The sequence below is a fragment of the Pseudoalteromonas luteoviolacea NCIMB 1944 genome, assembly GCF_001625565.1.
Taxonomy (GTDB): Bacteria; Pseudomonadota; Gammaproteobacteria; order Enterobacterales; family Alteromonadaceae; genus Pseudoalteromonas; species Pseudoalteromonas luteoviolacea_F.
Genome location: NZ_AUXS01000016.1, coordinates 481,489 through 495,920, shown reverse-complemented (window position 1 = coordinate 495,920; position 14,432 = coordinate 481,489). Strand labels below are relative to the sequence as shown.

Below are 14,432 nucleotides of genomic sequence, written 5' to 3'. Positions count from 1 at the left end.
TAAAATCAGATGTTTATTGTTTTTGTTTCAATGTCGTCAAAAATTCTTCTCTTAGTTGGCATGTAGCTTGCTTTTACTTATTCAAACTTTGAATAGTTGTACAAGTGGCAGTTTATTGCCCCATCGTTAAAAACCTTATCGATTCGGATTGCCTTCTTGTACTCATATATTGCTCTTGAATAAGAGCATTGAATAGAGAGAGTGAACCATGGCTTTATTTGTAAATACTAACGTCAGCTCGCTGAATGCACAAAGACAGTTGCAGCAGTCGGGCGTAGAACTAGATACATCTTTTAAGAGATTATCTTCAGGTCTTCGTATCAATAGTGCTGCAGATGATGCAGCGGGTCTGCAAATCTCAGACCGTTTGCAATCGCAAATACTGGGTCTAAACCAAGGTAACCGAAATGCAAACGACGGGATTTCACTGGCCCAAACTGCTGAAGGTGCGATGGACGAAATTACCAGTATGTTTCAACGTATTCGTACTTTGTCACAGCAAGCGGCTAACGGTTCAAATACCGATGAAGACCGTTTAGCAGTTCAAGAGGAAATTAGACAACTAGCGGCAGAAGTAAACCGTGTTGCCACGGATACGACGTTTGGTGGTCAAAACTTACTCGACGGCTCTTACTCAGCTAATTTCCAAGTCGGTGCCGATGCGGTACAGACAATTGGCTTTAGCATGCAGTACGTTGGTGCAACGGCAAACTCAATGGCAGCCAATGGCGGATTTACTATGTCAGGTATTGCCGGTATTGCGAGTGCGGTAGGTGGAAACGATCTATCTGGCTTATCTGATGGTGTCAGTGCGATTTCAGGCGCTTCTAACTCATTTACTTTTAGTAATGTATATCAAGCAGACTCTATCAGTGTTTCTTCACAAGCGAATGCACAGGCTGTTATGGCTGGTATGGATGCCATGATCGCAGTTGTGGATAAAAAGCGTTCAGAGCTAGGTGCGGTTCAAAACCGATTCCAATCGACAATTCGTAACCAATCGAATATCTCTGAAAACCTAGCCGCTGCAAAATCGCGTATTAGAGATGCTGACTTTGCACATGAAACAGCTATGCTTACTAAAAATCAGATTTTACAACAAGCTAGCCAAACAATATTGGGTCAGGCGAATCAGAGACCACAAGCTGCATTGAGCTTATTACAAGGGTAATTAATTTATTTTTAAAAATATTTGCAAATAAAGCTAAAGCTTTCGCTTTATCAGTCGATAGCGGAGTTAGAGAACTATAACTTTAGGACTCTGACAATCGCTAAAACAGGGTAGGGGTATCCCGTTCTAGCGACCAAAATTGATAAAGCGGAGGCTATTATGGCTTTATACGTAAACACCAATGTGAGTTCTTTGAATGCCCAAAGGCAATTAAACAACTCGTCAAGCGCTTTGGATGTTTCATTCCAAAGGTTGTCATCAGGTACTCGTATTAACAGTGCTAAAGATGACGCAGCAGGTTTGCAGATTTCAAACCGATTAACAGGCCAGATAAACGGTCTTAATCAAGGTATTCGAAATGCAAACGATGGTATTTCATTGGCGCAAACCGCTGAAGGTGCGTTAGATGAAACAACGCAAATGTTCCAACGTATTAGAACACTTGCACAACAAGCTTCAAACGGTTCAAATACTGATGAAGATAGATTGGCGGTTCAAGAAGAGATCCGTTCACTATCAGCTGAAGTTAACCGGGTTGCGGCAGATACTACTTTTGGTGGTCAAAACCTACTAGATGGCTCTTATGATGCCAGCTTCCAGGTTGGTGCCGATGCAGTTCAAACGATCGCATTTAGTATGAAAAATGTGTCTAGTACTGCAAATGATGTATCTGCAAACGGTGGTTTCACCCTTTCGGGTATTGCAGGTATCGCAAGTGCGATTGCTGGCAATGACTTATCGGGACTATCTTCAGGCGTAAGTTCTATTTCTGGAGCGTCAAACTCATATACCTTCAGTGACACCTTCCAAGCAGGTTCTATCAGCGTATCTTCTCAAGCCAATGCACAAGCTGTATTAGCGGGTATGGATGCATTGATTGCTGTAGTGGATAAAAAGCGGGCAGAATTGGGTGCGGTTCAAAACCGATTCCAATCAACTATTCGTAACCAGTCTAACGTATCTGAAAACTTATCAGCTGCACGTTCACGTATCAAAGACACAGACTTTGCTACCGAAACAGCTAGCTTAACTAAAATGCAGATACTGCAGCAGGCAAGTAGTTCAATTCTAAGTCAGGCTAACCAAAGACCTCAGGTCGCACTCTCTCTACTTGGTTAATTTTGGCGCTATGGTTGCGTCAAGTTTGGGACTCAATACAAACTTGACGTATACTATATATTAGGCTTGTTACTTGGAGGTGTATTATGAAAGACGTTCAATCTGCTACTGGAGTTGGAGCGAACGGCATGGTGCCAACTCCTGATATTGCGAAGCCCGAAGAAGGACAAGAAACATTACGAGCTGTTGAAGGTAATAACAAGCTTGAACAATCTCGAGAAAAAAAGGAAGAAGAGGGTAAATTACAACCTGAATTGTTTGAGGAGGTGAAAGCCAATCTCGATCGGCTAAGTAATGTTTTGCCTGTAACTTCGACGAATTTGTCGTTTGAATTTGATGAAAATGGGGATCCCCCTTTCATTAGAGTGATTGACAGAGGTAGTGATGAGGTGATCAGAGAAATTCCTTCTGAAGAGTTTCGAGAAGTAGCTAAGGCTTTGGATGAATTTGCCGATAAGGTATCAGGTAAAGGTGTGCTGTTTGATAGAACAGCTTGATTGTTAGTTGGAGGTAGCAAAATGCCACTTATTACATCTGCTGGTGTAGGCTCAGGGTTAGATCTTGAAAGCATTATTAAAGCGTCTGTTGATGCTGAAAATAGGCCCAAGATGCAACAGTTCGCAATAAAGGACGAAGCGCTCAAAGTCGAGTTATCGGCGGTTGGCGAAGTGAAGTCTGCTATCTCCAAACTTAACGATACTGTCGAAAAATTGGCAGATATCTCAAACTTCAATAAAAGGGTTGCGAATATTACGCAGCCTACAAGCGGTGATATCATCAGTGTTACACCAACGTCAGATATTTCAGTTGGTAACTTTGATATTGCAGTAACACAACTTGCTCAAGGTAGTCGTGCTGTAACCGCGGACAACGCGTTTGCGTCAAGTGACACTGTAGTCAGTGCATCAGGCGGCACCTTGTCGTTTGCAGCAGGCACCAATTCCTTTGATTTAACTGTCACAGCGGGCATGACGCTGAATGAGTTGCGAGATGCTATTAATGCTGACGATAATAACTTTGGACTCACAGCGAACATCGTCAACACAGGTGATCCGACGGTTGGCAGTAAATTGGTATTAACTTCTAGCATTACTGGGGATGGCAATGACTTGGTAATTACCAGTGATACGTCCGAAATGGATGCGCTAGAAACCCATGATGCAACGACTAACCCCGCTGGTGGGATGACCATTGCGGATGATGATAAAGCACAAAATGCAAAAATTACCGTTGATGGTTTGGAAGTAACCAGCTCTACCAATACCTTTAAAGACGCCGTGCAAGACATGACCATCACGGCAAAAGCAAAAAGCGTTCAAGATGCAACCACATCTGTGTACGAAACGGCTAAACTAAGTGTTGAATATGACAGAGAGTCGGTCAATACATTAATTGATGAACTCATTACCAACTATAATGCAGTTATTGGTCAGATTGGCTTTCAGACAAGAATAGGTAGGCCATTAAATGGTGACTCATCTATGCGTAGTTTAGATGATCAATTAATATCAGCGCTCTCTAAACCGCTAACAGACGCGGGACCATTCGGATCGATATTTGATATTGGTTTGGGCGTAGATAAAGAAGGCTACCTTGAAAAGTCATCGCTAGTACGTAGTCTGAATGACGCAATGGATTCTAATTTCGATGATATTGGCACAGCGTTTGCAGGACCTAATGGGGTTGCCAAAGAACTCGAATCGTTACTTGGCAACTACGTAGATTCAGGTGGTTTGCTAAAACAGAGGGAAGACAGTCTCAATGGTCAGATCAAAGACCTTGAAGACGATGTCATAAACCATGAGTATAGAATGCAATCTCTGGAAGACAGGTTAAGGAAACAATATGCTGGCCTAGACGTTTTGATAGCGCAAATGCAGCAAACTCAAAACTATTTAGGTGCGCAGCTTGCAAACCTGCCAGGATTTACTAGCAAGAAATAACACTGTAAGGAGCCGTTATGTATAACGCAAGAGTCAAAAATTATCAGCGTGAGGCACTTAAAACGCGTGTTGCTGGTGCTGATAGATATGAAGTGATCCAAATGCTCATGGCGGGCGCGATTGAAAAAATGGTCCTCGCAAAAGTGGCAATTGAGAAAAAACATTTAGAAGCCAAGTCTGAACACATTTCTAAATCATCGGCCATTATTGGTGCGTTGAGAGATTGCCTAGACTTTGAAGTTGGTGGTGAAGTCACAGAAAACTTATATGCTCTGTATACTTACATGCTAGAGCGTTTGTTGGATGCGAGTATGCAAAACGACCCAGCAATTATAGAAGAGGTTTCTAATTTGTTGAAAGAAATCAAGTCTGCTTGGGATGCTATTCCTTATGATGTACGAGAAAAGACGCTAAACCAAAATGGTGCTGATGCAAATGTCGGCTGAGCTAGCTAAGCTTGAAGACCATATAGAAGAACTGGAAGCTCACTGTCAGGCTGGTGAGCTAGAAAGCGCGGAAAAAGTACTAACTAATTTAGACTTGTCTTTGAAGAAGATATTCACAAGTGATGATATCAACTTGACCCAAGAGCAAGTCGCGCACCTACAAAATTGCTATGCGAATATATCAGCTATAAATGACAGGCTGCGACAACAAAAGGGTGATGTCACTACGCAGCTATCTCGACATTTAGGCAATAAAAAGAAAATAAACGCATATAAAAGCATCTAACCAACAATCAAGTTTAATATGAGTCAAAAATCCCTCGAAGAACAAATTCAAATTATTGACGAGCAGTTAGCAAATTCAATTGAACATCAGGCTCGGGAAGCAAAATTTGCAACAGAAGCAAACGAAAGATTTGCTCGCAATGTCACTTGCTTTGAAGAGTATTACCCGGATATCGCCAACGCAATTAAAGAATTCAACGTGCGTGAAGATTTTTGTCTTCATGTCACATCAACCGGACACGGCAATTTTGTCCCCGCAAACCTTTCAGCGCCGATATACAGTGATGACCCTATTGGTCAAGTGACACAACAAGTTGAGCACAGCATACAACACCCTATGTTCAGCGCGACTGATTATACAGCATATCAGTCTGATCCGAATGATACACGCATTCATGTGCGCTATATGGGGGCAATGACAAAGGCTTTACGTAAGATAAAAGCAAAGGATAAGGCGCACTTTGCGCAGTTACCTGAAAACTTTCCCTCTGCTATGATTTTTGGCATTGGCTTAGGTTATCATGTTGAGTTACTGCTCGAAAAAACCACATTTGATTATTGCTTTCTAATTGAACCTGATTTTGAAGTATTCTTTGCCAGCTTATTTTGTACCAATTGGTATGACATTATAAAAAAAGTAGATGAGCAAGGTGGCTCGTTGTTTTTCCAGCTTGGTGCGAATAAAGACAACTTTATCAAAGATTTGGAAGTGTTGGCCGACAATATTGGCGCTTTCTCTGTGGTTAGGTCCTTTTGTTATCAGCACACGCCACTGCCAGAAATTATCGAACTTATCCAACAGTGGTCACAGCAATACTTTAAGTTTCAATTCGGTCATGGGTTTTTTAACGATGCGATCACTGGGCTCTCTCATACGGTGCATTTGTTAGAAAAGAACATTCCGATGTTGGTTCAGCCCAAAGACAAACGCTTGGATTTATCTACACCTGTATTTATTTTAGGCAATGGTCCCTCGCTAGATGAAGCTGAAGCCTTTATAAAAGAAAATTGTGATCGTGCCATTTTGATGGCAGCTGGTACTTCAATTGCGTCTTTGTATAAAAAAGGTATTCCAGTGGATTTTCATGTACTGGTTGAGCGCCCTTATTCTAACTACAAAATATTTGGCGATATCTTTCCTGCCGAGGAATACAAAAAGACAAATTTGATCGGCCTCAATACACTTTATCCTGATAACACAGATAGATACAAATGGTCGGGTATTGCTGGAAAAGGCAATGAGGCGGGTACATTCTTACTGGAAATATTGAGTCAGACTCAAAGAAATGTCGGTATTCCTTTGATGCCATATTGTAACCCAGTGGTTGCAAATGCGGCGCTTTCCTTTGCCATGTTTACTGGTTTCAAGAATATTTATTTATTTGGTATTGATAATGGTAACTTACTGACCGGTGAACACCATAGCAAAGACAGCATCTATCGCATCAACCAAGATGATGAAAGCGAAGAAGGGATTGCCTGTTTGAGGATGGATGGTAAATATTTACCAGCTAATTTTGGTGGGCAGGTCGAAAGTAATGACTTGTTTATGATGGCCCACAGCCAGCTAGAGAAGCTGATTGCTCATTACCCAACTGGAAGGAATGTTTACAATATTGGTAACGGCGCAAAATTAGTTGGTGCACATGAAGTGCGTGCCGAAGAGTTGTTACCTTTGCCAACCGCAAGAGACAAACTTGAGCAGATTGAGTTTCTCAAACAAGATTACTTTACGCAATTTGACGTTGAACAGTATGATGACAAATTGCTTGGTGTTGATGTATTTGAAGATATCTGTGAGCACATGCTCAGCTTGGTAAATGAACCAGTAACGACTCGAAAGCAAGCATCAAATATCTTACTTAGGCAAGCAAGGTATATCTACTCCTTTAGAAATACGCCATTGCATCACCTTCATCATATGATTAAAGGTGCATTACTGTACTACCACTGCCCTATGTTGTCTCTGCTGTATACCTACGAAGATGATCAGTTTACGCTAGAGAGTTACAGCGAATTAAATGAATTATGGAAAGGTTATATCACTGAAATGAAAGATTTTTACAGAGATAACTATCGTGCTAAGTGTGATTTGGGCAAGGAGTAAATAGTGAGTTATCAAGAAACGGCGGAGTTTTATAGCGATCTGTACGACGAGTTGTTCCCTATTTTACGTTCTATTACGGGACCGGGCTTGCGTCAAAGCTACGATATATTTGGCCGCTATATGCCGTTAGAAATTTGTTCATTTAAATCAGGCTCACGTGTTTTTGACTGGAAAATTCCGCAAGAGTGGCACTGTGAAGATGCTTATTTACTTGACCCTGAAGGCAATAAAGTCGCTGATATGAAGCGTTTGAACATAGAGGTTTTAAATTATTCTGAGCCAGTAGATAGAGATATCGAACTGGATGAATTGCAGAACCACTTATATAGTTTGCCAGATCTTCCGACTGCAGTTCCGTACGTAACTAGCTACTATAAAAAACGCTGGGGCTTCTGTCTTTCTCAGGAATCAAGAGATAAGCTGCGCCCAGGTACATATAAAGCGGTGGTAAAAAGCGAATTTGTAGACGGCACTTTGGATATCGCTCAAACGGTACTAGAAGGCCAGTCCAAAAAAGAAGTAATGCTTAGCTCATATCTTTGTCATCCATCAATGGCCAACAATGAATTAAGCGGTCCACTGGTTTTATTGGGTTTATACAATCGAATAAAGCAGTGGCCAAATCGTCGTTATACCTATCGATTTATTTTAAACCCTGAAACAATTGGTAGCTTGTCGGTATTGCATATGCTTGGAGAGCATTTTAAAGAGAATATGGTATCCGGGTTAGTGATCAATTGTATGGGAGGAGAGCCAGACGAGCTCGTCTTTAAACAAAGCCGTAATGAGCAAGGTATTCTTGATAAGTTGCTGCCGCATTTGAATCGCTTTGGCTATAAGCACAGTAATATTCCTTTTAGCCCGTTGAAGGGCTCTGATGAGCGGCAATATAATTCCCCTGGTTTTCAACTACCTGTATGTTGCGTAAGTCGGGCATTTCACACCGGGTTTGATGAATACCACACATCGCTCGACAACAAAGAAGCCATGGGTATTGATCCTCTGCTAGATAGCATTGACAAACTTGAGCAGATATTTTTAGCACATGAACAGTGCGCAACATTTGAAAATACTTGTCCTTATGGCGAGCCAAACCTTGGCAGTAGAGGTTTGTATCCGACAGTGAGCATGGTGACAAAAGAGCGCGAGCGTCAAGCTTCAGAGCTCAATGATATGCGCATGCTGCTCAATTATGGTGACTGTGAACACGATACAATCGATATTGCCAACCTTCAAAATAAGTGTGTAACTGATATGCAAAGCGCAATTGGCAAACTAGAGCAGCAATCACTGCTAGAGATGGTGTAATGGCGAGCTGGGAATCAATCTATCAAGCGGGTAAACAGTTAAACCGTTATCCGTTCAGTGACATTGTTTCCCTGATCTTTCAAATGAAACGTGAAAACCCCAATCTTAAGGTACTGGAGCTTGGCTGCGGTGCTGGTAATAACGTGGTTTTCATGGCGTCTGAAGGTGTAACATGCGCAGCAATCGACTGTTCAAAAAGTGCGATAGACTTTGCACAAGCGCGCCTATCGGAAAGCAATCTGCAAGCCGATCTTAAAGTGGGTTGCTTTACAGATTTACCTTGGCCAGATGAATGTTTTGATCTGGTGATTGATAGGAGCGCCCTCAATTGTGTACCTAAGCCCCAGATAGAGGTCGCTTTGCAGCAAGTACTTCGCGTTCTCAAACCAAAAGGTCGCGTATTTTCTCAAATGTATGCCGATAGCCATCCTGCACATGACAGCGCATTGAACGCAACAAAAGAGTTTACAACCGGGTTTACATGTGAAGGTTATCGGGATATTGATGGCCTTTATTTTGCATCTGAAAAGGACGTAACACCGTTATTTAGTGGTTTTGAGAAGGTGAATATTGCCTTGAGTACGTCTCAAACATTGTCAGGGAATATCCTTAGTGCTCAATGGTCTATTAGCGCTTTTAAATCTGATACAGATCAGGTTGGCTGAACTGTCGAAAGGGCAGTATAGAGATATCTAGTTTTCAAGTTCAAGAGGCAATTATGCAAGATAAAGCAGTGGTAGTGGGTGGTGGCATCTGTGGCTTAATGGCTGCGCTACTACTAAAACGCAATTTTAAAGAAGTCACGCTAATTGAACAAAGTGATGAAGTCGGCGGTTTATTTCGCTCTGTCAAAGATGATCTAGGTGCTTACTATGACATGGGTTCTCATATTCCCAATGCGACAGGGATCGAAGAGCTAGATACCCTTTTGTTTGGCGCCCCAAGTGAGCAAGACAAGCATTGGAATGTGATTAAAAAACTCAAGTCGGGTAATTATTTTGGTGGTTCATGGGACCTTAACTCGCCATTTGCAGATAGTAAAAAGCTTGGTTTAGCGGCATATCAACAAGGGTGTGCAGAGTTAATTCAAAGTACCAGCCCTTCAAGCCAAAACCACATCATGCCTTATTGCCAAGAGGTGTTAGGTGAGACGTTTACACAGCATATTATTAAACCAATTTTAGAAAAGTTATATGGGCGTCACACTGACCTTTCAAAGCTCACAATGGGCGCGGGGTTATTCGGCTTTACGCGCATTTTGGCTTTTGATGCCGAGGTCGCAAATGTACTAAAGGATCTGCCGGTATTTGACGCCAAACTGGGTTACCAAACTGAAGCTCACTTTATTGCTAGGCAGCAAAAAGATGCATCTTCAACACCGGATTATTATTACCCAACCTCACATTGTGGTATTCAAGCTTGGGTCGATTACTTAAAGACTAAAGTGGTACAGGCGGGGGTTGATATTCGGTGCAATTGCAAAATTTCATCTTTGGAAACGCGAGCACGCAAAGTTGAGAAAGTATTTATAGCAGGAGAGCCGCAGGCGCTAGAGTGTGATTTGCTGTTTTGGAGCGCTCCACCGTTTATTGCGCTCAACGCACTTGGTCTGCCAGTTGTTGCAAATCGACCTGAGCTGAGAACTGCCATTGTATTTCATTTAAACCTCAGCAAGCCTTTAATCGACAAACAGTCACATTACCTGTGGGTCTGGGATAAATACAGCGATATATTTCGACTTACATTGTATCCTAACTTAAATCCAGCAAGTGAATTTAACACCTTGTCCGCAGAAATACTGTGTCGCCCAGAGGAGGTGGAGAATTATCAGCTGGATGCAATTATGCACGAATTAAAAGAGATGCAAGTTGTCGACCCCGACGCAACATGTTTAAGTCATGTTAAGCAAGTCATTCACAATACATTTCCTGTTCCCACAGAAGCATTTGAACAAAATAATGAAAAAAATTACAGCACTTTGGCAAGTAGTGTCGACAATATCATTATTTCTGGTCGCTCAGGTGGTAAACAGTGGCGACAAGCAGATGTACTGATTGCCGCATACAATGAACTAAATCAGTATTTAGGCGCTGGGTAACTAACTTCTTTGCCGTCTTCAAAGCGATAGAGCGATTGTGGGCGGCAGTTTAATAACGCGTATTGATCTTTTTGTGTTAGCTGCTTAATAAACTCATACAAGGCTTTCATGCGAATTCCATAGATAAATGAACGACCCAATGTTTGTTTCTTTATAATGTTGTTTGCCAGCAATGATTGCTCAAGCTGAGAGTAATCTTCGCGATATGCGTTATTTATCGGAAAACAAAAGTGGTAAAAGTTGTCTTTTACGGTCTGACCATTGGTAAGTGTGACCTCCCCCATAAAGGGTTTGTTAAAGCGATACTTTAGATTGAGCATTGCTTCTATTTGAACAACAACGGTGGCAACACGCATACCTATTCCCTGCAGAATTAATACACTGTCGGAATTAATCAGTCGCTCAAAAGTGGAGTTTTCACCAAACGCAGAAAATTCTGGTTGCTCAGATCTGCAAATCAGCTGTGCATCTGGTCCGCGGCCACATATTGAGAACATTGGGTGGCCTGAACGCGAAACCTGATCTTGATTTCGAAACCACTCTGGCCAATATCCTAAAACGGTTTCTTGAGAGCGGAGATCTTCATTACGCGTTCTGGGATAGTCATAATTAAAGCAGGGCATGAATATATTGCCTTGCTTTCCCACTACATGCTCGAAGCAATTGAGCAGGGCTGCCGGTATATCTCTCGGAGTAACATCGCTCACTCTTCCCAATGTAAACAGAGATGAGTGGATAAAGACATTGTCACTTTTGTTTATACCGACCTCGGCCAATGTATTTTTTATATCTTGTGTTGAGTTGGCCTTCATAAGAAATCTTCCCCTCCAAATGCTGCTTTGACTTCTTCATAGATATCATCAATACGCTGTGCAAAAGCTTTGTCTTTCCATGGTTTTCCCGAGAGGATCATCCACTCATACTTACTGATAAATTTCTTGAGTTGCTTTTCGTCTAAGGTATTAATATAGCCGTTCATTTTTAGTTTAAGCCTATCTACAAGCTCTTTTAAACAGCGAAATACAAACACGACTTCAGGGTCTTGTAGCAGAGGCCGTAAACTTATCGTGAGCTCCCGTTTAATACGTTCCGATTGCTCTCTTACGAGCGTACATTTATGTTCAGCATCAGGGTCTCGGTAGAATAAATCCATCAGTGCAGCGTATTCAAAGTCATAAATAGTTCCTGTGGCGTCAACCACAGGAAAGTATGGATAAATTCTGCATATCAAGGGTCTATGGCCGTGAGGCTCGCAAACGCCTCCACAATTACAGGAGAGCAAATATATACTAAAAGACTTACCATTGGATAAGTTAAAAGTGCGCTTTTTGGGCGGCTCTGTAATATTGCTAATACCACCAATAGATTGGTAGTACTCATATTCTTTTTCTAACAAGGGTAATGAAACCCCGTTTTTATCAAGAATATTAAAGTGTTCACCGTAGAAGTTTTTACAGCAATAGCCACCACATGTTTTCCAGCACTCCGGTGCTTTCACATATTCTGTGCTGTAAATTTGCTGCCAGTCCGCTTTATTAGGCATTTTGTTGTTCACTAAGCAGTTTTACTAGGCCGTTAATAGCAGTAAATGCGACAGGATCAGCGTCTTCAAAATCAATATCAATATCGAAGGTATTTTCTATGTTCATCAACATAGTAATGAAATCCATCGAGTCTAACAGGCCTGTGGTGATAAGGCTTTCATCCTTATTGATGGTATTGATAACGTCTTCACTGTGCTTTTCAGCCAGTGTTTGATAAATTGTTTCTTCGATGTTTTTTGCTAAGCTCATTCTTTCTCCAACATAGCATACAAGGCTAGTTTGTCTATTTTACCATTTGAATTCAAAGGCATATCATTTAGCCATAGAACCTTTTTTGGGATCATATAGCTGGGTAATTTGGACTTTAAACTAGTCATTAATTGCTGTTCAATATTTTTATCGGCCTGACCACAAATAAATAAAGCTATGAATTGCGGTGTGCCTTTAGGGTAAGCAATGCTCTGTACCAGCGGGTTGCTGATTAATGCTTTACTTAGCGTGTCTATCTCTGACAGTTCTATTCTATATCCCTGTATTTTAACCTGATCGTCAAGACGGGAGACATACTCCAATTCGTTTAGAGGATTGTATTTGGCGATGTCACCCGTGCGGTAAAATCTCTGTCCGTCGATAACATCAAATGAATCACGGGTTTTTGTTGGGTTATTTAAATAACCTGAAAACACTTGCTTACCAGAAATAAGTAATTCACTTTGAGCATTTAATGCCATTTTCATATGCGAGAAGCAAGTTCCTATTGGGATATAGCAGTGGCTATATTCCCGCTCAAGCTCAAAAACATGATGAGTACAAGCGATAGTGGCTTCAGTTGGTCCATATAAGTTGATCACCTTGCTATTTGGTGCGGCAAGTTGAAACTTTCTAGCCAACTCCACCGGAAGCGGCTCTCCACAAAACAAGCTATATCTCAGCAGAGGGTAGGCTTGGGGTTTGAGCATGCCTATCTTCGCCATAATGGCAGCTGTAGAGGGCACACTAAACCACACTGTAATTTCATGCTTTTTGGCAAACTTGCCGGGTGCAAACATTGCAGTTTCGGGCAAAACGTATAGACATGCGCCACTTAACCATGTAACAAACATGTCGTGAATACTTAAATCGAATGTGGGGTCAAATATTTGACTGACTCTATCTTGGTGTGTCAATTTTAGATAGTCAGTCATATAGTTTAAGTAGCTTTGTAAGTTTTCGTGGCTAATGGGTACGCCTTTAGGTACTCCAGTGGACCCTGATGTGAAGAGAATATACGCTATCTCATTGCGCTTATTGATCTCCAAACTTATCGGCGGGTTTGAAGCGTGTTCAGGTTCAATATTATCGATATAAATAAATGTTACATCTGGCAGGTGCTGAGAAAGTTTCTCTGCGAGGTCTGCATATTGCTGAGCAACAACAATAGTTTGAAGTGCACTTTGCTGTACGATAGATACTAAGCGCTCAACTGGGAACTTAACACCAAGCGGGACAAAGGTTCTGTTACTCGTCACGCAGCCATACACGGAAGCAAAATATGTGATATCTCTGTAACTTAAAATACCAATACTGCGCGCCTTTTGACTCAAACGACCCATGATGTTGTTTGCGATGTTCAGCAGCTGCTGATAAGAATAGCAGCGGTCATTGACATGCAGGGCATCGCGACTTTCATTGTTTGCTTTTAGTAACTGCTCGGCTAATCTCATTATTTGCTACTTTAATTTAGACTGCAAATTTGTGTATGCAGTAGGTGTACCAATATCGACATATAGACCCGAAGTTTTATATGTATACAGCTTATTAATCAAAAGGGGAACGAAGTCGATACTGATCTCATAAAAGTGCCCTTTTGAAAAATGTGATAAATGTTTGTCAAACACGTGCTCAGAAAAAATAAATAGTGCTCCGCTGGCTAGGTTGCCCGGCGGATTGGCAACTTTTTCATGAAACGCAGCGATAACCCCATGATCTGACAGTTCAACAATACCACATTGCTGAGGTTGTGGCGTTTCAAACAGCAGCAAGGTTGCATCACAGTGAGTTGGTCGTTGGTGGTGCGCTTGCAGCATTGCAGTGAGTGTATCTTCACAGTAGTTGTCAGCGTGAATAACTAAGGTTGTGTCATCTTTCCAAAAATCTTGGTTTGCAACAAGCGTTCCCCCAGTACCCAGCAAGCTTTCTTCTTTTACTAAAGTAATTCGAGAGCGATAAGGGGACTGAGCGACATAATGCTCAACTTGCTCTGCGAAGTAGTGGACATTGATGAGAATTTCATCCACATTCAGTGCGATAAGTTTTTTGATCCACAAACCCAGTAACGGCTCTCCGTTGATGGGCACCAAACATTTAGGGATGCTATTTGTCAGGGGGCGTAAGCGAGTACCTAACCCCGCGGCTAAGAGTATTGCTTTCAT

Annotated in this window: 15 protein-coding genes; 10 read left to right on the top strand and 5 right to left on the bottom strand. The window is 41.7% G+C overall.

What is annotated here, in order from left to right; genetic code table 11:
* Window positions 1–208 precede the first annotated feature (208 nt).
* The 10 genes from N483_RS07030 (at window position 209) to N483_RS06985 (ending at window position 10,477) form a co-directional block, all read left to right on the top strand.
* Entirely contained in the window at window positions 209–1,171 is a 963-nt protein-coding gene (locus N483_RS07030; RefSeq protein WP_023401750.1) for a flagellin, read from the top strand.
* Between the two features lie 159 nt (window positions 1,172–1,330).
* Window positions 1,331–2,290, top strand: coding sequence for a flagellin (locus N483_RS07025; RefSeq protein ID WP_023401751.1), 960 nt, complete (start codon window positions 1,331–1,333; stop codon window positions 2,288–2,290).
* Window positions 2,291–2,376: 86 nt separating this feature from the next.
* Window positions 2,377–2,787 (top strand): flagellar protein FlaG, encoded by a 411-nt coding sequence (locus tag N483_RS07020; protein ID WP_023401752.1) that lies wholly within the window; start codon window positions 2,377–2,379, stop codon window positions 2,785–2,787.
* Window positions 2,788–2,808: 21 nt separating this feature from the next.
* Window positions 2,809–4,233, top strand: coding sequence for a flagellar filament capping protein FliD (gene fliD, locus N483_RS07015; protein ID WP_023401753.1), 1,425 nt, complete (start codon window positions 2,809–2,811; stop codon window positions 4,231–4,233).
* A gap of 17 nt (window positions 4,234–4,250) precedes the next feature.
* Window positions 4,251–4,679: a flagellar export chaperone FliS gene (gene fliS, locus N483_RS07010; protein WP_023401754.1), complete on the top strand. Its 429-nt coding sequence runs from the start codon at window positions 4,251–4,253 to the stop codon at window positions 4,677–4,679.
* Window positions 4,669–4,965, top strand: a complete 297-nt coding sequence (locus N483_RS07005) for a hypothetical protein (protein WP_036977307.1) — start codon at window positions 4,669–4,671, stop codon at window positions 4,963–4,965. Before fliS ends, N483_RS07005 begins: the two co-directional genes overlap by 11 nt.
* A gap of 18 nt (window positions 4,966–4,983) precedes the next feature.
* Window positions 4,984–7,071 (top strand): 6-hydroxymethylpterin diphosphokinase MptE-like protein, encoded by a 2,088-nt coding sequence (locus N483_RS07000; protein WP_023401756.1) that lies wholly within the window; start codon window positions 4,984–4,986, stop codon window positions 7,069–7,071.
* Between the two features lie 3 nt (window positions 7,072–7,074).
* A complete protein-coding gene (locus N483_RS06995; protein WP_023401757.1) occupies window positions 7,075–8,379 on the top strand; it encodes a DUF4910 domain-containing protein in 1,305 nt (434 codons plus the stop codon).
* Window positions 8,379–9,044, top strand: a complete 666-nt coding sequence (locus N483_RS06990; RefSeq protein WP_023401758.1) for a class I SAM-dependent methyltransferase — start codon at window positions 8,379–8,381, stop codon at window positions 9,042–9,044. Before N483_RS06995 ends, N483_RS06990 begins: the two co-directional genes overlap by 1 nt.
* A 53-nt stretch (window positions 9,045–9,097) precedes the next feature.
* Window positions 9,098–10,477, top strand: a complete 1,380-nt coding sequence (locus N483_RS06985; RefSeq protein WP_023401759.1) for an FAD-dependent oxidoreductase — start codon at window positions 9,098–9,100, stop codon at window positions 10,475–10,477.
* On the opposite strand, the gene N483_RS06980 is transcribed toward N483_RS06985, so the two are convergent.
* The 5 genes from N483_RS06980 to N483_RS06960 are packed head-to-tail and all read right to left on the bottom strand — an operon-like array spanning window position 10,456 to window position 14,432.
* Entirely contained in the window at window positions 10,456–11,289 is an 834-nt protein-coding gene (locus tag N483_RS06980) for an AAC(3) family N-acetyltransferase (protein WP_023401760.1), read from the bottom strand. The two genes, N483_RS06985 and N483_RS06980, sit on opposite strands and share 22 nt — an antisense overlap.
* Window positions 11,286–12,020, bottom strand: coding sequence for a hypothetical protein (locus N483_RS06975; RefSeq protein WP_023401761.1), 735 nt, complete (start codon window positions 12,018–12,020; stop codon window positions 11,286–11,288). The genes N483_RS06980 and N483_RS06975 overlap by 4 nt, the downstream gene beginning before the upstream one ends.
* The gene (locus N483_RS06970) at window positions 12,013–12,270 is read right to left on the bottom strand and encodes a phosphopantetheine-binding protein (protein WP_023401762.1); all 258 of its coding nucleotides are present in this window, start codon (window positions 12,268–12,270) and stop codon (window positions 12,013–12,015) included. The genes N483_RS06975 and N483_RS06970 overlap by 8 nt, the downstream gene beginning before the upstream one ends.
* A complete protein-coding gene (locus N483_RS06965; protein WP_023401763.1) occupies window positions 12,267–13,724 on the bottom strand; it encodes an AMP-binding protein in 1,458 nt (485 codons plus the stop codon). Before N483_RS06965 ends, N483_RS06970 begins: the two co-directional genes overlap by 4 nt.
* Window positions 13,725–13,730: 6 nt before the next feature.
* A complete protein-coding gene (locus N483_RS06960) occupies window positions 13,731–14,432 on the bottom strand; it encodes a nucleotidyltransferase family protein (RefSeq protein ID WP_023401764.1) in 702 nt (233 codons plus the stop codon).